The organism is Acidithiobacillus sp. IBUN Pt1247-S3 (genome assembly GCF_041146875.1).
GTDB lineage: Bacteria > Pseudomonadota > Gammaproteobacteria > Acidithiobacillales > Acidithiobacillaceae > Igneacidithiobacillus.
Genome location: NZ_JBFRXP010000010.1, coordinates 29,039 through 51,368, shown reverse-complemented (window position 1 = coordinate 51,368; position 22,330 = coordinate 29,039). Strand labels below are relative to the sequence as shown.

Sequence of the window (22,330 nt, the reverse complement as noted above, 5' to 3'; positions counted from 1 at the left end):
GCTAACGGGACGCGCGTCCCTGGTCATCAGGAGAGAAACCATGGCGGGAGTGAATAAAGTCATACTACTTGGGCACTTGGGCCGAGAGCCTGAGATGCGTTATCAACCCAGCGGGGCGGCTATCGCCAATCTGAATTTGGCAACATCGGAAAGTTTCAAGGATCGTGATGGCAATCGCCAAGAGCGTACCGAATGGCACCGTGTGGTGTTGTTTGGGCGCACGGCGGAGATTGCTGGGGAATATCTGAAAAAGGGCAGCATGGCCTATATCGAAGGGCGTCTACAGACGCGCAAGTGGACCGACAAAGAAGGCCAAGAGCGCTACACGACCGAAATCGTCGCCGACCGCCTGCAACTGGTGGGTGGCCGCGGCGGTGGCACTGCCAATTTTGATGATGGCCAGCAGGAGAGCCATGGTGAACCGTCTAGTCGGACCGCCAAGAGTGCGCCGCGTGCGCCAGTGGAGCAGTTCGAAGACGACGATATACCGTTTTAGCGAGTGCCTAGTTTTTTGTAAACTTGCGGATCTGACAACTTAGAGGTAATCTATATCTGTCCCAAAGAAGGCTCGCTGCTCTTCCCAAGTGGGGCGGCAGAGCTTTTTGTGTCTGGAGCGTGGCAAAAAATGTGGGCCCTTACATGAAAGGGTATGTAGTGGGAGTAGGAGTAAACAAAAAATGCACGGCGTTTCGTGTAATGCAGTAGCCCCAGAGGCAACGGAGTCCGCCCGTAGCCTAGTAGAATCTTTGAGTCTGGTTGCCGAACGTATTGTGCCCGGGGCGCTAGCGACGGTAATGCTTCTCGGACCCGAGAACGAGCTCCGCTTTTATGCCGGGCCAAGCCTCCCCGAGGAAGTGCGCAAACAATTCGATGGGTTGCGCGTGGTTGATGGGAATGGCTCCTGCGCCAGCGCAGTATTGTACGGACAGACCGTTTTGGTGCGCAACGCCACCGAGGATGACCGTTGGCGACGGTTGCACGACCTTGCGAAAGCCCTACAGATTCGCGCCTGTTGGTCGGCTCCCATTCGGGATCCGTTTGGCCAGGTCGTGGGCACCTTCGCTCTCACCAGTTTTCGCGAGGCAGCGCCCAGCGACGAGCAGGTACAGCTATTGGAGGGGATTGTCGCAGTGCTGGCGCAAATCCTCTTCCAAACCCCGGTGGACGGGCGTGATCGTAGCTTTGCGGCAGCATTGCGCTCGATCAGCGAAGGTGTACTGCTGACCGATGCCAAGCAAAATATCCTCTATTTCAATAATGCCTTTGCGGAGATGACCGGCTATAGTTTGCCCGAGCTGATTGGTGAAAATTGTCGTATATTGCAGGGACCGGAAACCTCTGCTGAGGTAGTTGCATGTATACGGCAACACCTTGATGCTGGGCAGTCGTTTGGCGGAGAAGTTCTCAATTATCGCAAAGATGGTAGTTCTTTTTGGAATCAACTATCCATTAGCCCGGTACGTGATCATCAGGGACAAATTACCCAGTTTGTCAGCGTTCAGCGGGATATTAGCGAATCGCGAGTTCAACGCGAGGCACTGCGCTTGTCTGCTCAGGTGTTCGAGGCCCAGGAGGGCATTATGATCACTGATGCTGAGCAGCGCATCGTGCGCGTCAACCAGGCTTTTGGCCAGTTGACCGGTTATGCGGAAAGCGAAGTTCTGGGGCTAACACCACATATCCTGCATTCTGGGATACAGAACGCAGGTTTTTATGACTCCATGTGGGAAAAATTGCGCCGTGACGGAGAATGGCAGGGAGAAATCTGGAACCGGCGTAAGAATGGCGAATTATTTCCTGAATTTCTCAATATCCGCGCGGTACGCGACAATTCTGGAAAGATAACTAACTATATCGGTTATTTTCATGATCTGACGCACCAAAAGGCGCGCGAGGCAAAATTAGAGCGGATGGCGTTGCACGATCCATTGACGGATCTGTTGAATCGGCGTGCGTTGGAGGAAGAGCTTCCCCGTGCGCGTGCCCGAGCGGACCGCAGCGAACGTCTGTTGGCTCTGGTGGTATTGGATCTGGATGACTTCAAGCAGATCAACGACCGTGTCGGACATGATCTTGGTGACGCGATTTTGCAACTGCTCGCGCAGCGTCTGCAGGATTCGCTACGCCACACGGACAGCGTCGCGCGCATTGGTGGGGACGAGTTCATCTTGCTGCTTGAAGGGCTGCGCGACATTGCCCAGCTAGAGAGCGTGCTGAGAAAAGTCAACCTTGCTGTCGAAAAGCCGCTGGTTATGGAGTCAGGGGAGCAGATCCATCTACAGGTAAGTATGGGGGCGAGCATTTATCCTCTCTCTGCCAACAGCAACCTTGAATTGTTGTTGCGTGAGGCGGATCAGGCGATGTTTGCATCCAAGCGCAAAAAGGAGACTCGTAATCACCCCTGGTCTTTTTGGAGCGGTGATGAGAGTGCGCAGAGTTTGTACCCATTGCGCAGGCTCTTTCGTGCCGGTGGGTTGCAAAGCTGGTACCAGCCGATTTGGGATCAACGGCAAAAAAGAGTGGTGGGACTTGAGGCGTTGGCACGTCTTGTAGATGAAGAAGGCCGAATTTGGGGGCCGGGAGACTTCCTAAAACAACTTACGGAAAAAGACATTTTTCATCTGACGGAACAGATGTTGCGACAGGGAATTTCTGACCTGCAGACCTTTGACCGAATTGGACAAAACTACTGGATATCCATCAATGTTGATCCGCAGTTGATGGGGACAGCCTGCGTGCGGTGTATACAGAAGATCGTCGATGAATCACGGGTTGATCCCGGACGGATTACTCTTGAAATACTGGAAAGTCATGACTTCGTTGATCGACAGATTGCGATTGACCATCTTCTCGATTTAAAGGCGATGGGGTTTCGCATTGCGCTGGATGACATTGGTAGCGGGTACTCTTCTCTCCTGCGTCTGAAAGAGTTGCCAGTGGACAAAGCAAAACTGGATCAGGGCTTTGTACGTTGTCTGGAGGAGCGTCCTCAGGATCTACGTTTTGTGCAATCGGTTCTCGACCTGACCAGGGGCCTACATGTCGATCTCGTCGCCGAGGGCGTGGAAAGTGATGCGATCCGCGATGCCTTGACGGTAATGGGGGTGCGATATTTCCAGGGCTATGCGATCGCGCGCCCAATGCCTATGGAAGTCCTGCACAGCTTTTTAGCGCAGCATTTGCAGGGCAGTGATGAAACGCCGGGGAGCTACTTGGGGTGTTATGCGCAGCATATTAGCCATTTCGATATTCTGGAAAAAGCGCTGAAACAACACCCAGAAATTGTCGACTTTCGCGGAATGGCGAAGGCGCGTGCCTGTCCAGAGCACCATCGATTGGAAAAGCTAGGCCTGGCTTGGGATGATATTTTGATGGTCTTACATCGAGAATATCACGCGTTGATTGCGAGTCTGGGCATGGAAGATGGAAAAATACAGGATTCAGACTGGGCTGTTCTGGAGGATTGCCATCGACGCTTTTCTACGGCGTTATTGGATGCTTTTCAGTTAGATGTAAGACGACTCCAAGAGACCTGATCTCCTAATGCCCGAAAGCAGACTGGACCGCCTCAGCAAGAGACCGTGCCGGGCGCAGCTGGATAGCACCGGCCGTTGTTTTCCCTTGGGGCAGGATAGCGCTGCGAAAACCGAGCTTCTCGCTTTCCCGCAGGCGACTTTCGGCGTGGGCCACCGGGCGTAATTCACCTGCCAATCCCAGCTCGCCAAAGGCCACCAGGCCTTCCTCTACTGGCTCATTACGAAAGGCGCTGAGCACCGCCAGTGCAACCGCGAGGTCGGCAGCTGGTTCCATCACCCGTACCCCACCTGCAATATTGACGAAGACATCCTGATCAAAGAGAAAGCTCCCACCATGGCGATGCAGGATCGCGAGCAGCAAAGATAGCCGATTGGGATCGAGGCCCAGGGCAACGCGGCGCGGATTGGTGAGAGGACTGGGGGTGACCAGGGCCTGCACCTCGACCAACAGGCTGCGGCTGCCTTCCTGGGTAGCCAGCACGACACTGCCGGAAACCGGTTTTTGGTGCTGGCTAAGAAAGAGGCGGGATGGGTTGCTGATTTCCTCCAGGCCTTTTTCCTGCATCTCAAAGACGCCGAGCTCATTGGCGGCACCAAAGCGGTTCTTGATAGCGCGCACAATGCGGTACGGGCTGCCGGCCTCACCCTCAAAATAGAGCACCGTGTCGACCATGTGTTCCAGCACCCGCGGCCCGGCAATGGCCCCTTCCTTGGTTACATGCCCCACCATCCACAGGCTGATGTCCTGCGTTTTGGCGAGCCGCACCAGACGTGCGGCGCATTCCCGTACTTGGGCGACAGAGCCCGGTGCTGACTGCAAATTTTCGGTGAACAAGGTCTGGATGGAGTCGATGAGCAATACCTGCGGTCGTTGCTGGGCTATCTGCGCCTCGATACTCTCCAGGTGGTTCTCGGCCAGGACTTCGATAGCCAGGTCGCCAATCCCCAGGCGCTGGGCGCGCAATGCCAATTGCGCTGCGGATTCTTCACCCGTCACATAGAGTACGGAATCGTTATAGGCCATGCCGGCCGCGCTTTGCAGTAACAGGGTCGATTTGCCAATGCCCGGCTCACCACCCAAAAGAATTGCTGCACCCGGCACAATTCCACCACCCAAGACGCGGTCGAGTTCCTGTAAGCCCGTACTCTGGCGGCGAATCTCGGCGATGGGCACGGCAGCGAGGCGCTGTGGCGGGCTGGCTATGGCAAAGGCGCTGCTACCGCGCGTGCCTTTTCCTGGCGCAGGAGCGGCGCGTTCTTCCACCAAGCTATTCCATGCCCCACATTCGGCACAGCGCCCCATCCATTTGGGGCTGCTGGCGCCACAGGCTTGGCATACATAGAGACTGCGCTCGCGACTCACGGTACGCGGATCCTGGGAACCCGCTGCGCGATGCGGGTGCCAATTTCATACGCAATAGTGTCCAGACGTTGGGCGCAGTCTTCCAGCGGCAGCTCGGGCCCGCCCAAGATCTGCACCGGGTCGCCAGGCTCGGCGGAAATGCCATCCAGGGCCACAAAGGCGAGATCCATACTCACCCGACCAAGCAAATGACTTGGCTGCCCGCGCACCAAAACCGGTGCCTGTTGTAGGCCCAGGCGGCGATCGAGTCCGTCGCCGTAGCCACAGGCGATGACGCCTACGCGGCAGTCCCGGTCGCTTTGCCAGCTGGCCCCATAGCCGAGCCAATCACCAGCCCGTAGGGTGCGGATGGCGACGATTTCCGTCCGCCAGCGCAGTACGGATTGCAGATCAAGTTCTGCGGCGCTGCGCCCCTGCAGCGGAGCGAGCCCATAGAGGAGCAGGCCGGGGCGTATCCAGGGCGTGACTGCCTGTGGTAGGGCAAGGATGGCCGCGGAATTGGGCAGGGAGTGCTCGCCCGCGGTATGTATCCCGAACGTGCCACAAGCTTTCTGGAAGGCGTCGATTTGTTCGGCATTGTACGGGTCTTCCGGGGTGTCGGCGCGCGCCAGGTGGCTCAGCAGGCCGAGCACGCGCAACGGCCCCCCCAGCTTGCTGCGCAACTGTGAAAAGACCTGTGCCAGCTCGTTATGGGCAAAACCCAGACGGTGCATGCCACTGTCAAATTTTACAAAAACCTCCAGCGTCTCCTGCCAATGACTTTTCTGCAGCCACTGCAATTGCGCGAAATTTTGTAGCACCAGACGGTGGCCGTGCGCTGCTGCCAGGGGGATCTCCGCTGCGGAGAAGGGGCCCGCCAGGGCGGTATACCGTGGTTCGAGCTGTAGGCCGCGGAGTTCTTCGGCCTCTTCGACACTGGCTACGGCAAAGGCATCAATACCCGCCGCTGCAAGGGTCGTCGCCACCAATGGCGCTCCATGACCATAGGCATTAGCCTTGATGGCACCCATCACGCGGGCTTTGGGTGCAGCCTGGCGCGCCACGGCAAGATTGTGGGCAAGGGCTGAGGCAGAGATTTCCACTTGGTTGGGGCGACTCATGCAGCAATGATAGCAAGGGCGGCCGGGGACGTCTTGGGCAATTTACCAGGTGCGGCGGCTATTTTCCCGGAAGGTGCTGCGCGATGTCCTGCGCCAATGCCGCAATGCTCTCACTCATGGCCTGCGCTTGTGCCTGTGCAGAAGGGTTGGTGGCGACGCTGTGGCGAAAGTGTCCTGCGTATTGCAAATGTTGCCCGGCATTGAGCAGGAAGTAATCGACGTCAAGGATAACTTTGCCGCTGCTTGTTGGCAGGAATTCCTGCACCTGTACGCGGAGATGGAGTGGCTGCGTGTGCGCTGGTAGCGGTGATCCGGCAATCAGCACGTTTAGATGTGGCAGGTGCCGGCGCAGGTCCTCTGCCAAGACCCGTTGTGCCATGCCCCCCAAGGGCGCAATCCAGCGTACATGTCCAGACACCTGCATGCCACTGTCGCCCTCGCCGCGGGTGAGGTAGAGCCGGTCGATGCTGGCGGGCATTTGCACGTGATCGACGACTAACACGCTCTGGGTTTTTTGCAGGGACTGGCTTGGCAAGGGCTGGCCTTGCGCGCTCAGGCTTAGGTACTGCGTGGGCATGCTGGCGCAGGCGTTGAGGAGGAGGGTGAGGCCGAAAAGGAGAAAGATGCGAATCCAGGCCATGGTCATTTCCCGATGAGTAAGGCGTTGGGGTGGCTATTGAGATAGTTGGTCAGCGAGCGCAGCGAAGCGGCAGCACGACCAAGTTCATACAGAGTACGTGGCAGGGTGCTGGATTCTGGCGCGTTGCCAGCGCTGCCATTCTCCGCTAACAGGCCGTGTGCTGCTCGTAAGGCTTGTTCTGCCTCTTCACTGGCCGCGCGTAGGTGCTGCAAGGTGGTCGGCAGCTGTTTCTGGCCAGCAGCAAGAATGGCATTCAAGTGCTGCGTCGCCTGCGCGAGGTGATTGAGCGTTTCCCGGGTTTTTCCCGACTGGCTCAGAGCAGCTATCTGCCGCGTTGTGACCTGCAGGTTTTTGGCAATCTCCGCCAGGGGTAGTGCATGAATTTCACGCAATATGCCATCCACTTGAGCAAGGGTGCTGGCTAGACTACCTCCTTGGGCAAAAGGAATCTGGGGTGGGTTACCAGCGCCCAGACGCGCTGCCTTGGGGTGCTGCAAAATCACCAGAGCGATCTCCGGGCTGCCAAGCAGGGGCGGATTCTGTTCCAGCTCCGCCCGCAGTCCCTGCGCAATGAGCGCGCGAAGCATGGTATCCATCTGCGGGCGGGGGTCTGCTTCCTTCCACTGGGCATCGGTCAAGGGGATGCTCTGCGGTTCGATTGCTAGTTGCACTTGGGTTTGCAATGCCAGGTGTTGTGGGCTATAGCTCATATTCACGGCGGTTACCGTACCTACCCGGCTGCCCTCGAGGCGTACTGCTGCCCCGGTACTGAGGCCTTGCGGGCCACCAGGCATCTGGACTTGGTAGAGGACGGCATTGCTGCGCGGTGCCCACTGCGCTGCCCCGGCACTGGGATAAAGGGGAAACTGCAGATTGTCCGTGGCCGGCGGACCCTTCTCTGGCGTTGTTACCGAAATCGCCCCGGAGAAAAGGGCATCGGCTGGGGGGATGTGTAAGCCAGAGTCCTTGCCCAAAAGCGCAAAGCGAACCTTACCGGAGTTCCAGAAGCGGCTGCGCGCATTGATCAGGTGCAGATATTTCTGGGAAATGAAGGCATAAATGCGGAAGCCGTTTCCATTTGGCGCCTGCGCCTTACCGCGGACTTCTCCGATCTGCATGCCCTGATAAAATATGGGCGCAGCCCGTTGCACGGCGTCAAATTTCTCACTGCGGAGGATGAGTGTCAGACCTTTTGGTTCGCTCTTAAGTACCGGTTCTTGGCTCAGACCCGTCACTTTATGTATGGTGGCGCCAGGATGGGGATCGATACCGATATAGGGGCCGGCAATGATCGACTTGAGGGAACTCAGGTCGGCAAAATTCACCTCTTTGCCGGCAATCCAATAACGCGTTCCTTTGCCCAGATGCCCGGCCATGTATGGGTCGAAGCGCAAGGTTACGGCCATCTGATCCAGTGATTTGGCCAGCCGCGTACCGGTAACTTGGCCAACCGTCACCCCGCGGTACTTCACCGCGGTATGATCGGCTTTGATCCCTCCGGTAGTGGGAAACTCCACCGTGACCGTGGGGCCTTGATCGAGGTAACTGCGTAGCGCGAGCCAGCTGACAATTGCCAGCGCGGCGACCGGCACTGCCCAAATCAGCCCCGGCCAGCGGGGTTTACGATTGTGCGCTTGCGGTGTTAGCGAAGACTGACTCATCTTGTTCCTGTTCATCCACTTTCTGCCACAGCAGGCGTGGGTCGAAGATTTCCGTGGCAATCATGGTAAGGATGACGACGGCAAGGAAGAAGGGTAACGCCTTTCCCACGTACACCGCCAGTAAGCCCGAAAGATGCATGAGCGGCAGAAATACGGCGACAGTAAAAACATCGATATGGGACCAGCGACCGATTTGGCGAATGACGCGAAAGAGTGTGGTCTTGGTACGTAACTTGCGCTGCGATTGGCCGTGTATAGAGATAAGGAACCAACTCAGGCCAAAGAGTTTGAGGAAGGGGGTTACCACACTGGCCAGAAAGATGATGGCGGCAAAGACGTAAAAATTGGCCTGAATGAGCTTGTCTACCCCGGTCATGATGGTGTAGCCCTGCAAGCTGCCCAGCTGATAATTTGTTTCCATCGGGTAGAGGTAGGCGAAGGGATAGCAAAAGAATCCCGCCAGGGTCAGTGCCAGTACGCGCATTCCAGTGTTGGGCCGATAACGCCAGACCCGCTCCCCACAGCGCCGACAGTGCTGTCCTTGCGCCTCCTCTTTACTATGGGGCAGGCCGCAAAATGGGCAACCGACATATTCCACACCCTCTTCAATATGCTGACAGCAGGGGCCGATGCGCCGCCAGATTTCGCGCCGGTCGAGGCTGGCGCGGGTCAACAGAGTCAGAAAAGACACGGCGAGTACGCAGTAACCACCAATACCAATACTGATGGGCAGAAACGGCGCCACCCGGCCATAACCAATTACGCAGCCAATCAGGAACACATCCGGCATCGACCATTGATCTAGGCGTTCTGACCAGCGAAACAATCTCCCTAAATGAGGATGGTGGTAGTCGTGATAGACTCCGAGCAAAACAACGGCGAGAAAGCCAAAGCGAAAAAACGGCAGGACGATGAGTTCCAGGGCGAGGATGATTGCCACCAAAGGCCAGCCTTGCGCGGCAATTCCAGCAATACCCGAATAGACAATGCTCGTATGATGCACGCCGAAGATATCTACCGATAAAAAGGGAAAGAGATTCATCGGTATGAGTAGAAAGAGGGTACTCAGGCACATGGCCAAGGCAGCATTGATGCTGCGCCCACGGGTGCGCTCCAGGGTAGCGCCACAGCGCACACAGTAGGTATTCAGACCACGGATGCCGACTCTCGGGAGTTTTTGCAGCAGACCGCAATCGGGACAGCAAAGGTAGCCATGTTCTGCGTGTGGATCTACGTCGGCGCCGCCCATGAGCACCGTACTCATCGACTTACTCACTTTTTTGATCAGTTGCTGTCAGTATAGCAAACGATCAATGGATCTGTTGGGTCAAGATTCGCCGTCCATCTGGGCATAATTCTCGAAGCGGGTGTACTCGCCAAAAAAACTCATGCGCACAGTGCCGATGGGGCCATTACGCTGCTTGCCGATGATGACCTCGGCCATGCCCTTCACTTCTTCCTTGTCCTTGTGATAGACCTCATCGCGATAGAGGAAGAGGATCAAGTCGGCATCTTGTTCGATAGCACCGGACTCGCGTAGATCCGACATTTGCGGGCGTTTTTCGGTGCGGCTTTCCAGGCTGCGATTGAGCTGCGAGAGGGCAATAATGGGTAAGCTCAATTCCTTCGCCAGCGCCTTGAGCGAACGGCTAATTTCGGAAATTTCCGCGACGCGGTTGTCACCCCGGCCGGGTACCTGCATTAACTGTAGGTAGTCGACAACGATGAGCCCGATGTCGTGCTCGCGCTTCAGACGCCGCGCGCGTGAGCGCAGCTCTGTTGGCGAGAGGGCGGCAGAGTCGTCGGCAAAGAGGGGCGCGACGTTCAGTTCGCCAACGGCTTGCGCGATGCGTGGCCAGTCGTCGCGATTGAGGCTGCCGTTACGCAGACGATGTTGATCAACCCGTCCACGGGAGGAGAGGGCGCGCAGCACGATTTCTTCGGTTGGCATTTCCATGCTGAACACCGCTACCGCGCGTTTTTCGACACAGGCGACGTGCTCAGCAATGTTCATGGCAAAGGCGGTTTTGCCCATGCTGGGGCGCCCGGCAACAATCACTAACTGCCCTGGGTGCAGCCCCGAGGTCTTTTCATCGAGGTCGACAAAACCGGTGGGCAGGCCGGTAATCTGCTTGCGCTCCTTGGCAATTTGCTCGATGCGGTCGATAACTCCGGGCAACACTTCTTTGATTTGCTGAAAATGCGCGCCACTACGATCCTCGCCTTGGGCCAACTCAAAGATCTTGCGCTCCGCTTCATCCAACAGGAGGCGCGCCTCGCGCCCCTCGGGGCGGTAGGCCAGTTCGGCAATCTCGCGGCCGGCACGTAACAGGGAGCGCAGGACCGAGCGTTCGCGCACGATACGGGCATAGGCCTGCACATTTCCCGCACTGGGTGTCAGGTTGGCGAGTTCAATCAGGTAGGTAAGGCCGCCCACTTCTTCAATGAGATCGCGGGCCTCGAGATGCTCGGCAAGGGTGATGGCATCGAGCTCGGTGCCGGCATTACAGATCTCGGCAGCCGCAGCAAAAATGGTTTGATGGCGGCGCTCGTAAAAGTCGCTGACCACCAGAATCTCACTAACCGCTTCCCAGGTTTCCGGGTCGATCAGCAAACCCCCGAGGACCGACTGCTCGGCCTCCCGGGAGTAGGGGGTTGTTTTGACTTCGTCGTCCAGATGAGCGGCCATCTTTGTGCCTCTGGACGCGCGAAATCAGGCGCGCTCGACGACGACCTGAATGTCGAGTTCGACTTCGGGGTGCAGATGCAGGCGTACGGGATATTCGCCGGTACGCTTGATCGGACCATCCTGCATGCGTACCTCACCGTGGCTGACGCTGTGACCCATGTCTTCCAGCATCCGTGCCACGTCGTGGTGGCCAACAGAGCCGAAGAGGCGTCCATCTTCACCGGCCTGTAGGGCGATGCGCAGAATGACCTCGGCCAGCGCCTCGGCCCGCGCCCGCGCCGCTTGTAGACGCTCGGCCTCGACGGCTTCCAGCTCTGCCTTACGCTCGGCAAAATCCGTCAGATTGTTTTCCGTAGCGACAACGGCCTTGCCCTGGGGAACCAGGAAGTTGCGACCGTAGCCGGGACGAACCTCGACTACATCGCCAAGGCGCCCGAGTTTGTTGATACGTTCCAATAGAATCACTTTCATGGTCTTGTCCTTAGCGCCAGCGTATTAGCGGATCACGTAGGGCAGCAATGCCAGGAAGCGCGCGCGCTTGATGGCCGTAGCCAGTTGCCGCTGATACAAGGCGCTGGTACCGGTGATACGGCTGGGTACGATTTTGCCGGTTTCACCAACAAAGGCCTGTAAGGTCTTCAGATCTTTGTAGTCGATCTCTTTGACGCCTTCGGCCTTGAAACGGCAGGTTTTGCGCCGCCGGGAAAAGCCACCGCCTCCGCCGCGACGATCGCCGTCACCATCTCTATCTCTGTCTCTATCTTTATGGAATGCCATTGTCTGCTCCTTACTCTACGCTTTCTGAGATGCTTTCTGTTTGCTCTTCCTCACTACGCTCGTGACGATCGCTTTCGTCGCGCGCCAGCGGTGAGCCTTCGGTGACAGCTTCGTCGCGCGCCAGGGTCAGATGGCGCAATACGGCATCACTGAAGCGGAAGGCATCTTCCAATTCGGCCAAGGCGGGTGCCGTACATTCCACATTCATGAGGACGTAGTGGGCCTTATGGGCCTTCTTGATAGGGTAAGCGAGTTGCCGACGGCCCCAATCTTCCAAGCGGTGAATCTTGCCGCCATCGCCTTCGATCATGCCGCGATAGCGCTCGATCATTTGGGGTACCAGCTCACTCTGGTCAGGGTGGACCAGAAACACAATTTCATAATGCCGCAATGCATGCTCCTTACGGATCATAGAGCCCGGACGCCCATCGCCCGAACAAGGAGATAACCACCACAAAGGGGGAACGCGTATTCTACGCGCTGACAGAGGAATTACAAGGGCTTGGCGAAGCGCTTGGCGAAGCGCTCCCGTAGCTCCTCGATTGCGGCGCGGTAGCTGCTGAGGCGGGTGGGGTCGATTGGACTGTCTTGCCCGCGCAGAAGGGTCAGGCGCGGTGCGCAAAGCTTGCGCGTCAGGCAATGCTGCATGGCCTGATCGGCAGCAGCCTCGTCGTTACAGATGAGGAGCAGCTCACAGCCAGCGGCGAGTGCGGCATCGACACGCTGCTCGATCCTGCCCGCACCCACGGCACCGGCCATGCTCAGGTCGTCGCTGACAATGATGCCAGTAAAGCCCAGATCCGCACGCAAGACCTTCTGTAACCAGTATGACGAATAGCCGGCGGGTAATTCATCTAGCGCGGAGTACTGCACATGGGCCGGCATGATGGCGGGGATGCCCGCAGCTACCAAGCGATGGAAGGGGCGCAGATCTTCCTCCAGCTCGTCGAGTGGGCGTAGATCAATCGGTAATTCCAGATGCGAATCGCCAGCGATATTACCGTGGCCGGGGAAATGTTTGGCCACTCCATTTAGTCCCTGACGATCCATCCCCTGCCACAGGTGACTGGCCAATTCGCCAACGATGTACGGATCGCTGTGCAGTGCACGATCGCCGATCACCGAAGAAACACCACTGTCGAGGTCGATGCAAGGGGTGAAATCGAGATCGATACCCAACTGCCGTAACTCGTAGCCAAGTAATTCTCCCCAAATTTCCGCCAAATCGCGGGCGCGGTCCAGGCCGTCACTTTCCGCTGCCCAACCGAGACTGGCCTGCGGCGGGAACCGGGTGACGCCCTCGCGCAGGCGTTGCACCCGCCCCCCTTCCTGATCAATGCCAATGATCAGTTGTGGCTGGCGCAAGGCGTGAATTTCGCTACAGAGCTCACGCACTTGCACGGCATCCACGCAGTTGCGGGAAAAGAGGATAATGCCGCCAACTGCCGGGTGCTGTAATCGCTCCCGATCCACAGCCCGCAGGATTGGTCCGGGGATGTCGACCATCAGCGGACCAAGGGCTAATTCAATTGGATTTGGCATTCTCTTCGCTCTTTTCCTTTTTCTCCGGCTGTACCAGCTCCAGATCCGGGGGCATATCGATGGGCAACGAAATTGCCGGAAGATTGTTGGGCATGCCGCGTACATGCACCGGCACGATCATCATGCTGAAACCGTCCTTCTGCAGACGGTCCTGGATGATGAAGGAAACCTCATCATGGAGGATGCTCCACAACGTACTGTTTTGACTCGAATCTATGACCCGGCCCGCAAAGAAGATGCTGTTGGGGAAATACCGGATAGCGGCACTGGCGAGGTCCTCCATGGCTTGGATACGATCCGTACCATAGGTGGCAAACCAGGTCGCTGCCATGCCTTGGGCGCGGCAGTAGGCAACATACTGGTTGGCTTCAGCCTCGGTATAGACCTTGAGTTCTTCTACAGCCTCAATGCCCTTGAACTCGCCTTGCCCGACGATGCCCGCTAACAAGAACACGTAGTTTTTGACGAAGCCCTTCACCATACGATGGGCGGTGAGCAGGGTATGGAGACCCACGCCATCGAAACGATTCACGAAAAACACTGCCGTGCTCCCGCGTGGGTCGAGGGGAAGTGCCGGCCCCGGCTCCAGATTTTCTGGGACTACGTCGAGCATGGTTTCGTCGAGTTCGCGGGTGCGCTTGCTGACCGAGCGATAATGACGGTAGATGAAGTAGCCGAGCATAATCACAATACTGGTAATGAGCAGGGTAAACCAGCCACCAGCATCGAATTTTTCGAAAATCGTAATGATCAGAATGAAGCCAGTAACAATCAGGCCGAGTATGCTGATGATCAGCTTGCCGAGCCAGGGTTTGTCGCCTTTGCGTTGACTGAACCAGTGCCGGGTCAGACCCGCCATGGTCAGGGTAAAGGTGATAAACACATTGATACTATAGAGCACCACCAGGACGCTTACATGGCCCTGAGTAGCCAATAGGATCGCGATCGAGGAAAAGCCAACGAGCAAGATACCGTTGCGCGAGACGAAGTGGTCTGAGAGATAGGAAAAACGTTCTGGCAGCCAGCGATCGACGGCCATGTTGGCCATGACGATCGGCGCGGTGATGATACCGGTATTGGCGGCGATGTAGAGGAGCAGCCCTTCGGTGATCAGGGCGAGGAGGGTTGCCCAGTTTCCCCAGTTGATCCCGAAAACTTGCCAGTTTGCGGTAATGCTATGGAACAGTGCCGCATTTAGGGTCTCGCCGGCCTGTGCTTGGGCATGGTAGAGCAAATACAGAAAGATCAGGCTGCCAGCTACCAGAGAGAGCGAAGTGGCGAGCAAGGTCATGGTCCGCTGTCCGGTCTGCACTCGCGGTTCACGCATGATGTGTACGCCGTTGGCGACGGCCTCCAAACCGGTGTAGGTACCACCGCCCAGACTGAAGGCGCGCAGTACCAGGGCGATAATGAAGATCCAGCCATACTCCATGCTGTCGTGTTGTGCCCCGTGGATGGTTGCCATCGCCACATGGGGGAATTCGCCCGCATGGCTGAGAAGACCCCAGCCGAGAATGACCCCGTTGGTGATCAGAAATCCGATAAAAATAGGCAAGAGGATCTTGATCGACTCCTTCATGCCACGCAAATTGAGGAAAATCAGGAAGAGCAAAATGACCAAATCGAGCAGAATACGTTCCTGATACCAGCTTGCCGGCAGGATGCTGAGCACGGCCTCGGTACCGGAGGCGACGGAGATGGCGGCGGTGAGCACGTAGTCAACAATGAGGGCAGAGCCGCTGACCAGTCCGGCCAAGGGGCCGAGCAGGGTGGTCGCGGTGTGGTACCCACCACCGCCCTCCGGGAAGAGGGCGATTACCTGCTTGTAGCCGGCGGCGATGATGAATACCGTGAGGGGGATGCCAATTGCCAAGAACACCGACAGGTATTCGTGTCCTTTGAGGGCATAGTAAATTTCTGGTGGACCATAGGCAGAGGAGGAAAGGGCATCGGAACCTAAACCGACCCACGCAAGAAACGCTGCCAGCGAGAGATTCTCGAAGAGGTGCGGATTGAAGACGTTGACCGCGCGATTGAAGCGGGGAAAGCGAAAACGTGCCACTCAGGTTCTCCTGTTCGGCCAGGGAAAAGACGCGTAGGTATCAGCGATGAGTACGGGCAAGCCCGCAGTAGAACGAGGAAAGAGATCAATGATGGCGTCTGGCGCAAGCCGTACGCAGCCAGCAGAAACAGCTTGGCCTAAATGCGCTATGTCGGCGGTGCCATGCAAGTAGATATAGCGACGAAAGGTATCGACCTGGCCACCACGGTTGCGCCCTGGCTCCAATCCGCATAGCCAGAGGATGCGGGCGAGGATCGGATCTTGTAAGCGTGAGCTTGGCTCCCAGCGTTCTTCGTCACGCCAACGCCGGCCGCGTAGTACAGCATCTGCCGGCAACCCAGTACCGATGCGAGCGCGCACATAGTGCCAGCCGCGCGGTGTCTTGCCGCTCCCCAGTGCTTCCCCAAGCCCGGCGCGGCCGGTAGATACAGGCCAATTTGCCGTAGCTGCCCCGCCATCCATCTCCAGCAAGCGTTGCCGGGCAGGTTGCACCCACAGCCAATGTGCGGGTGTTTCAGCGTTCGAAGAGGGCAACGGATTCCACATGGGCGGTATGGGGAAACATATTGACGATGCCGGCGCTACGCAGGCGAAAACCGAGTTGCTGCACGAGGAAGTTAGCATCGCGGGCGAGGGTGTCGGGATTACAGGAGACATAGACCAAACGCTGGATATTCGGGCCGATGCCCTTGAGAATCTCCAGGGCACCGCTGCGCGGTGGGTCGATGAGCAACTTGCGTACGGGATGACCGGCAAGCACCTCGTCCAGGCTCTCTTGCGTGAGATCGGCACAACGGAACTCCGTGTGCGCTGCCAGCCCATTGGCTGTTGCATTTGCGCTGGCGAGAGCCGTTAGTCGACGCTCGCCCTCAATGCCCAAAACCTTGGCTCCCGCCCGGGCGATTGGCAGGGTGAAGTTGCCCAGTCCACAAAAGAGATCGGCGATATGTTCGCCCGGTTGCGGGTCGAGAAGGGCGATGGCGCGACGGATGAGTACCGGATTGATGCTGGCGTTGACCTGGGTAAAGACCAATGGCGTAAAGGCGAGACGCAGGCCATATTCCGGCAGCTCATAGTGCAGGGGCGCGGGATCGCTTTCGGAAATGCAGCGCAGACTATCTGGCCCGGCGCTTTGCAACCAAATCTGCAGGCCATGCGTGCGCCCGAAGAGCGCTAGCAATTCCTCGTCTGCAGGTGTCAGTGCTTCCAGATGACGAATGACCAGCGCCGCGACATCGTCACTACAGGCCACTTCGATTTGGGGAATGCAGCGCGGATTGTGCAAGCGCGCGATCAGGGCGCGCAGGTCAAGGATATGTTCCCCCACCCTTGGGTCGAGCACGGCACAGCTTTCCATTTCCGCGACATAGCTGGAGTGGTGCTCGCGAAAGCCCACCAGCACGCCACGGGTAGCGGGCACCCGCACCGAGAGTCGTGCCTTGCGCCGGTAGCCATAGCTCGGGCCGGCAATGGGGGGCAGTATGCGCTCCGGACGCACCTTGCCGATCTGCCAGAGTTGTTCTTCCAAATGGCGTTGCTTGACCGCCAACTGCGCCGATGCCTCCAGGTGTTGCAGGCTACAGCCACCGCAGACCCCGGCGTGCGGGCAGCGCGGGGTCACGCGCTGCGCTGAGGCGTGTTGTACCTCCAGCAAGCGCGCGCGATCATAACGTGCTGTGCCTTCATAGACTTGTGCCGTAACGCGCTCGCCGGGGAGAGCACCGGCAACAAAGGTGACTTTGCCGTCAATGCGCCCGACACCCACACCATCCCCATCCAGGGAGGCGATGTTCAGGGTACAGGGCGCTAGCCCGCGTATGGGCTTAGAACGAGTCATAGGAAGGAAAGATGCTTACTTGCGCTGCCACTGCCCGCTAGGGCCTTGGTGCCAGTAGCCTGCCGGTGCCTTGGCAATCCAGGCGCGGGCAAAGCTCTCCTGAATTTGGCTGGCCCACTCTGGGTGACCATTGGCATCGGCAATCTGCGTGTACAGATTTTGCAAAGCCGAGTTGTAACTGCTGACCAGACCGGGTAGCGCCGCACGCTGCGCCAGTGGCACGGCAGCGGCATCATGCAGGGCCACCAGACCATTGTTGGTGTAGCCGATGGCGCCGTTGGCAAAGTAGGGGCTAAGCTCTCGGGCTTGTGCCTCGACATTTGCCTTGGCAGCTTGTGCCGCAGGGCTGGAGGCATTGAGGTCGGCAGCGGCCTGCGCCGTACCACTCACGGAGCGGAACACGACATCCGTTAAATAGCCCAGTACCTGTTCGGGGTGTATCTCCTGCTCCTGTCGCCAGGCACTGGGCGCCGCCGAGGCAGCAGGCGCAGTCGTTTTGGCCTCCGGGACGGTCTGGATATCTACGTGTCCCTGGTGCGCAGCATGATAGACCTGGTCGACCATTTGGTCTGCAAGCTTCTGCGCTGCAGCTGCGGGGAAATAGATGTTGACGGTCACGCAGGCCGCCAGGGTCAATGAGAGTGCGAGGACTGCCAGGGCCCGAAGGCCATGTCGTATTTGGGTAGCGTTCACGTGTTAGTCTCCTGTGGCAACCTGCGTCTTGCCTTCCATAACGGCGCGCAGGCGGCTCAGTAGCTCCTGCCAATTACTGCGCCGATTGTAGCCGATGATGTTCACTTGCGGCAGTCCCTGTCCCTTGAGGAGATAGAAGCCTCCATTTTGGGCATTGGCCACCCCAGATAAATTCGCAACACCATCCCGTAAATCTACACCTATGCCCAGTTTGGCATAAGAAAACTTGCGAAAAAACTGCAGAAAGAGGTTTTGGAAAACGCTACTGACGCCCCCACCGCCGAGCTTGGTCAGCTTTTCGATGGCGGCGGCACTGATTTCCTGGGGAACGGCGGGATCGCGATGAGTGGCGATTTTCGCGTCAAAAGAGACAGGTTGCCAGTTCAGCAAAGAGAGTTTGTTGACCTTGCCATTGAGCACCCCGCTGATATAGCCAATCGGAAAGACATCCGTCAGTGGTTTGAGCTGCAAATTTTGTAGCTGAATGTTGGTCTGTAACAGCGGCGTAGGCGTGAACAGGCCCTGCAACGAGAGCCCATCGATGCGGATTTCGCCGCCAAAGGCATGGGCGCGCATGATGCTGCTGGTACTGAGATTACCCTGGTGATAGCGCAGTTGTGGAATTTGTGCTGCAAGGGTGCCGCTGAAGTGCGGCCAGCCGAAGGTGCGGGTGAGGGACCCGAGCTGAATATGATCGACGCCACCGCTCAGTACAACACTTGGCGAGGCACTCTGCCAGTTCGCTTGCAAGTGATTGACATGAAGACGGCCGCCCAACACCGACACCACGGCCGGCGCTTGCAGCTCGGCAGCGTGTCCGCGTAGAAGAAACTGCGCATCCAGGGGGCCAAAAGGGATGCCATAAAAGCCGCCGTAGAGCCACCGTAGCTCGGCATGGGAGCTGGTTTCGTGCTGTTGCCAGGCCCCTTGGCTGGTGATGTCTTGTAGCTCGAACTGGCCCTGCGGGTCGTGTAGGCTCGCATCCTGTAGCTGCCAGCGCAGGGCGCTGAGGCCGCCAGCGGTGTAGCGCCCGGAAATTTGCAATTGCCCGCGTGCCTCGAGTCGATGGGCGAGACCACTGCTCGGCAGTAGAGGACGCAACCAGGTCTGCCACAGCGGCTGAAGATGTAACGAGGCTTGCTGCAAGTCTATCGTGGGTGTTGTGGCGCCGGGCCGCGAAGCCGCAGAAAAGCGGGCCTGCCCCATGCCGGGCCAGCGCAGATCGGCCTCTGTTACTTGCCAGTGATGGGCTCTGTAGTTCCAGTGCCCGTTCAGGGTGATCCCCTGTGGGGGAGCGCTGGTGTACCAGGGGCTCCAAAGGGCTGCGCCACGCAGCCATTGCAGTTTTGTGTTTCCCCACCAAATGTTGTTGGTTTGCGTCAGCTGTGTATCGAGGTGCAACGCCCCATCCTGCAATGCCTGCAGCCCGTCCGGGCTACTGAATTGCAATTTGCTGAGGGTGGCGTGCAGATGTGCTTCCTGCAAATTCTGCCAGCTTGCGCCGCGAGCGCTGATGGATGCCTGCAGCGTTCCCTGCGGCTGCCAGGTTGCAGGGAACCACTGCTGCAGCAGGATTGCCGCAGTACCTGCGCCATTGATATGGGCCGCCCAGGCACTATGTCCCGCGCTGTGCCATTCGCCTTGCCAAGAGCCGATCTGCTTGCCCGTGAGTCGTAAGTGCAGCTGTCCCGCACGACTGCTAATTTTCCCCTGCCCGCGGAGATAGAGGTTTCCCAGGACGCTACCGCGGACTGTCGCATCGGCCCGTAGCTCGGCAGCACCAGAATGTGTCTGCAGCTGTCCCTGCGCATGGAATTGTTGCCAATGCATGGCCCCGGTGCTCTGCGCCGCGCCGCTTTGCAGTTGCCAACGCAAATTGCGCGGACTCGGCCCCTGCGCTTGGATCCGTAGGTCACGCAAACGCAGTTGCGGCCCGCGAATGCTGGCAGCGCGGATCTCCAGGACCGTTGCCGGTGGAGTGTCGATCATCCTTAGGCGGGGAAAACCCCGGTAGAGAGGTAGCGATCGCCGCGGTCGCAGATAATGGCGACAAGAAAACCCTGCTCCAGGGTTTCGGCTACTCGTAGTGCGGCGGCAACGGCGCCACCGGAGGAAATGCCGGCGAGAATTCCCTCCTCGCGGGCCAGCCGGCGGGTCATTTCCTCTGCCTCTTCGGTTCCGATGTCGACGACTTGATCGACCATCTCCGGTTGATAGATTTTGGGAAGATATTCCTTTGGCCAGCGGCGGATGCCAGGGATTTTGGCGCCGGCGGCGGGCTGCACACCAACGATCTGGATGTTTGGATTGACCTGACGCAGGTAGCGTCCAGTACCCATGATGGTGCCGGTAGTACCCATGGCCGAGACGAAATGGGTGATCTGCCCGCGACTGTCGCGCCAGATCTCGGGCCCAGTCGTTAAGGTATGTGCCTCGGGGTTGTCGGGGTTGGAAAATTGATCGAACATGATCGCCTCGCCAGCAGCGACCATGGCGCGGGCCCGATCGATGGCGCCTTCCATGCTGGCCTCGGCAGGGCTTAGTTCAATGTCTGCGCCAAAGGCACGCATTACTTGCCGCCGTTCGATACTCATATTTTCGGGCATGATCAGGGTGATCTTGAGACCTTCGACGGAGGCGGCCATGGCGAGGGCAATCCCCGTATTGCCGCTAGTGGCTTCAACGAGGCGATCGCCGGGCCGGATGCTACCGCGTTCTAGGGCGCGGCGGATCATGTTGAGGGCAGGCCGATCCTTGACCGAACCAGCGGGGTTGTTGCCCTCGAGTTTGCCGAGTATGCGTACGCGCGGGTTGGGACTGAGCCGCCGCAGCTCGCACAGCGGGGTATTGCCGACAAAATCTGCCAAGCCACTCATCTGCCTACCTCTTGGTTTCAGTGTGCTTAGGCTATCACCGCGTCGACGTAGACCCAAGCGTTGCGTCTGACTATGATGGCAAGAAAGAGGAAACGGGAGGACGCCCATGAGCAGTGCCGCGGTGCAACCGGTACATCACAACGGACATCATCACCATACGCAAACTGGCTGGCTACGTGCGAGCGTCCTCGGCGCTAATGACGGCCTGCTCTCGACGTCCGCCCTACTTACCGGCGTGGCGGCCGGGCAAGCGGGAACGCACGCCCTGGTATTGGCAGGAATCGCCGCTTGGGTAGCGGGCGCCTTCTCCATGGCGACGGGTGAGTACGTTTCGGTCAGCTCCCAAGCAGATACCCAGGCCGCTGATCTCGAGACAGAGGCACATGCCATTCGTAGAAATCCCGAGCTGGAGCTTCTCGAACTCACGCACATTTACATGCAACGGGGCCTGGATGAGCCCTTGGCACGGCAGGTAGCCGTCCAGCTCATGGAACATGATGCCCTCGCTGCCCATGCCCGCGATGAATTGGGCTTGACGGAGGTGGCCACCGCTCGCCCGGTTCAGGCAGCTGCAGCTTCTGCGCTTGCCTTCTCCCTTGGAGCGATATTTCCGGTGTTGGCAGTCTTGTTGGCGCCTGCTGCGATGCTCTTGCCAGTGCTCTACGTTCTGACCCTGCTACTGCTGGCCAGCCTCGGGGCGCTTGCCGCCTGGGCGGGGGGGGCGTCAATCTGGCGCGGTGCCGCCCGCGTCCTGATCTGGGGTGCGTTGTCGTTGGGCGCCACGACGGTCATCGGTCATTTGCTCGGTACGGCCGTCGGATGAGCACTCCCATTTGGCACCTATACCCCGACGCAGGTCGGCTCGCTGAGCGCCTGGCAGGCGCCATTGCGCGCCTGGCACAGGAATCCATAGTCGCCCGTGATAGCTTCCATCTCGTCCTGGCAGGTGGTCACACGCCCAAGGCCGTCTATGAGCTTCTGCCGGGCTTTGGTGCAAGCTGGGAACGCTGGCATCTATATTATGGTGACGAGCGCTGCTTGCCCGTGGACGACGCTGAACGTAATTCCCGCCTGGTGCAGGATTCGGCCCTGGGGCGCTGTCCAATCCCGGCGCAGCAGCATCACATCATTGCCGCCGAGCGGGGAGCGGAGACGGCTGCCGCCGCTTACGTTGCGCAATTGCCAGCGCATCGCTTCGACTTGGTTTTGTTGGGTATGGGAGAGGATGGCCACTGTGCCAGCCTCTTCCCCGGCCAGGAAGCGGGTTTTGCTGTCGACGTTGCCGCCGCCTTGGCAGTGCATCATAGCCCCAAACCACCCGCGGATCGGGTTTCCTTGAGTGCAGCGCGTCTGCGCGACACTCGTGCCTTGTTTTTCGTTATTACTGGCGCAAGCAAAGCTTCTGCTATCCAACGCTGGCGTGCCGGAGAGGATCTCCCCGCTGCCCGCGTTGGCGCTAACGCCGATATTTGGCTCGATGCCGCAGCGTGGGGAGTTGCGGCGCCGGCGAGCGGCTGATGAATTTTCTGCGAAAATTCCCCGCTGGACTTGCCG

20 protein-coding genes are annotated in these 22,330 nt (G+C 58.5%); 4 read left to right on the top strand and 16 right to left on the bottom strand.

Annotated features, from left to right (window positions below; genetic code table 11):
• Positions 1–40 precede the first annotated feature (40 nt).
• Together AB4090_RS08710 and AB4090_RS08705 are read left to right on the top strand one after the other, a co-directional pair.
• A complete protein-coding gene (locus AB4090_RS08710; protein ID WP_369573484.1) occupies positions 41–496 on the top strand; it encodes a single-stranded DNA-binding protein in 456 nt (151 codons plus the stop codon).
• A 181-nt stretch (positions 497–677) separates the two neighbouring features.
• Positions 678–3,536, top strand: a complete 2,859-nt coding sequence (locus AB4090_RS08705; RefSeq protein ID WP_369573483.1) for an EAL domain-containing protein — start codon at positions 678–680, stop codon at positions 3,534–3,536.
• Between the two features lie 4 nt (positions 3,537–3,540).
• Here AB4090_RS08705 and radA read toward each other — a convergent pair whose 3' ends face one another.
• The 16 genes from radA to cysM all read right to left on the bottom strand — a co-directional run bounded on the left by radA (position 3,541) and on the right by cysM (position 20,776).
• Positions 3,541–4,899 (bottom strand): DNA repair protein RadA, encoded by a 1,359-nt coding sequence (gene radA, locus AB4090_RS08700; protein WP_369573482.1) that lies wholly within the window; start codon positions 4,897–4,899, stop codon positions 3,541–3,543.
• Positions 4,896–5,999 carry an alanine racemase gene (gene alr / locus AB4090_RS08695; protein WP_369573481.1) on the bottom strand — a complete coding sequence of 368 codons (1,104 nt, stop codon included), beginning with the start codon at positions 5,997–5,999 and terminating at the stop codon, positions 4,896–4,898. Before alr ends, radA begins: the two co-directional genes overlap by 4 nt.
• 58 nt (positions 6,000–6,057) lie before the next feature.
• Positions 6,058–6,639: a membrane integrity-associated transporter subunit PqiC gene (locus tag AB4090_RS08690; protein WP_369573480.1), complete on the bottom strand. Its 582-nt coding sequence runs from the start codon at positions 6,637–6,639 to the stop codon at positions 6,058–6,060.
• A gap of 2 nt (positions 6,640–6,641) precedes the next feature.
• Entirely contained in the window at positions 6,642–8,300 is a 1,659-nt protein-coding gene (locus AB4090_RS08685) for an intermembrane transport protein PqiB (RefSeq protein WP_369573479.1), read from the bottom strand.
• Positions 8,260–9,576 (bottom strand): paraquat-inducible protein A, encoded by a 1,317-nt coding sequence (locus tag AB4090_RS08680; RefSeq protein WP_369573478.1) that lies wholly within the window; start codon positions 9,574–9,576, stop codon positions 8,260–8,262. Before AB4090_RS08680 ends, AB4090_RS08685 begins: the two co-directional genes overlap by 41 nt.
• A gap of 51 nt (positions 9,577–9,627) precedes the next feature.
• Entirely contained in the window at positions 9,628–10,989 is a 1,362-nt protein-coding gene (gene dnaB, locus AB4090_RS08675) for a replicative DNA helicase (RefSeq protein ID WP_369573477.1), read from the bottom strand.
• A gap of 24 nt (positions 10,990–11,013) precedes the next feature.
• On the bottom strand, positions 11,014–11,460 hold the full coding sequence (gene rplI, locus AB4090_RS08670; RefSeq protein WP_369573476.1) for a 50S ribosomal protein L9: 447 nt from the start codon (positions 11,458–11,460) through the stop codon (positions 11,014–11,016).
• Between the two features lie 24 nt (positions 11,461–11,484).
• A complete protein-coding gene (rpsR, locus tag AB4090_RS08665) occupies positions 11,485–11,766 on the bottom strand; it encodes a 30S ribosomal protein S18 (RefSeq protein WP_369573475.1) in 282 nt (93 codons plus the stop codon).
• A 10-nt stretch (positions 11,767–11,776) separates the two neighbouring features.
• On the bottom strand, positions 11,777–12,157 hold the full coding sequence (gene rpsF / locus AB4090_RS08660) for a 30S ribosomal protein S6 (RefSeq protein WP_369573474.1): 381 nt from the start codon (positions 12,155–12,157) through the stop codon (positions 11,777–11,779).
• A 101-nt stretch (positions 12,158–12,258) separates the two neighbouring features.
• Positions 12,259–13,308, bottom strand: coding sequence for a beta-N-acetylhexosaminidase (gene nagZ / locus AB4090_RS08655; RefSeq protein WP_369573473.1), 1,050 nt, complete (start codon positions 13,306–13,308; stop codon positions 12,259–12,261).
• Positions 13,292–15,370: an APC family permease gene (locus tag AB4090_RS08650; protein WP_369573472.1), complete on the bottom strand. Its 2,079-nt coding sequence runs from the start codon at positions 15,368–15,370 to the stop codon at positions 13,292–13,294. The genes nagZ and AB4090_RS08650 overlap by 17 nt, the downstream gene beginning before the upstream one ends.
• The gene (locus tag AB4090_RS08645) at positions 15,371–15,862 is read right to left on the bottom strand and encodes a L,D-transpeptidase (RefSeq protein WP_369573471.1); all 492 of its coding nucleotides are present in this window, start codon (positions 15,860–15,862) and stop codon (positions 15,371–15,373) included. It lies immediately after the preceding gene.
• Positions 15,863–15,884: 22 nt separating this feature from the next.
• Positions 15,885–17,207 (bottom strand): 23S rRNA (uracil(1939)-C(5))-methyltransferase RlmD, encoded by a 1,323-nt coding sequence (gene rlmD, locus AB4090_RS08640; RefSeq protein ID WP_369573470.1) that lies wholly within the window; start codon positions 17,205–17,207, stop codon positions 15,885–15,887.
• Positions 17,208–17,222: 15 nt separating this feature from the next.
• Positions 17,223–17,900 (bottom strand): DUF1318 domain-containing protein, encoded by a 678-nt coding sequence (locus AB4090_RS08635; protein WP_369573469.1) that lies wholly within the window; start codon positions 17,898–17,900, stop codon positions 17,223–17,225.
• Positions 17,901–17,903: 3 nt separating this feature from the next.
• Positions 17,904–19,889 (bottom strand): hypothetical protein, encoded by a 1,986-nt coding sequence (locus tag AB4090_RS08630; protein WP_369573468.1) that lies wholly within the window; start codon positions 19,887–19,889, stop codon positions 17,904–17,906.
• A gap of 2 nt (positions 19,890–19,891) precedes the next feature.
• On the bottom strand, positions 19,892–20,776 hold the full coding sequence (gene cysM, locus AB4090_RS08625; protein WP_369573467.1) for a cysteine synthase CysM: 885 nt from the start codon (positions 20,774–20,776) through the stop codon (positions 19,892–19,894).
• Positions 20,777–20,882: 106 nt separating this feature from the next.
• On the opposite strand from cysM, the gene AB4090_RS08620 reads away from it, so the two are divergent.
• On the top strand, positions 20,883–21,599 hold the full coding sequence (locus AB4090_RS08620) for a VIT family protein (protein WP_369573466.1): 717 nt from the start codon (positions 20,883–20,885) through the stop codon (positions 21,597–21,599).
• Positions 21,596–22,294, top strand: coding sequence for a 6-phosphogluconolactonase (pgl, locus tag AB4090_RS08615; protein ID WP_369573465.1), 699 nt, complete (start codon positions 21,596–21,598; stop codon positions 22,292–22,294). The genes AB4090_RS08620 and pgl overlap by 4 nt, the downstream gene beginning before the upstream one ends.
• The last annotated feature ends 36 nt before the right edge of the window (positions 22,295–22,330 follow it).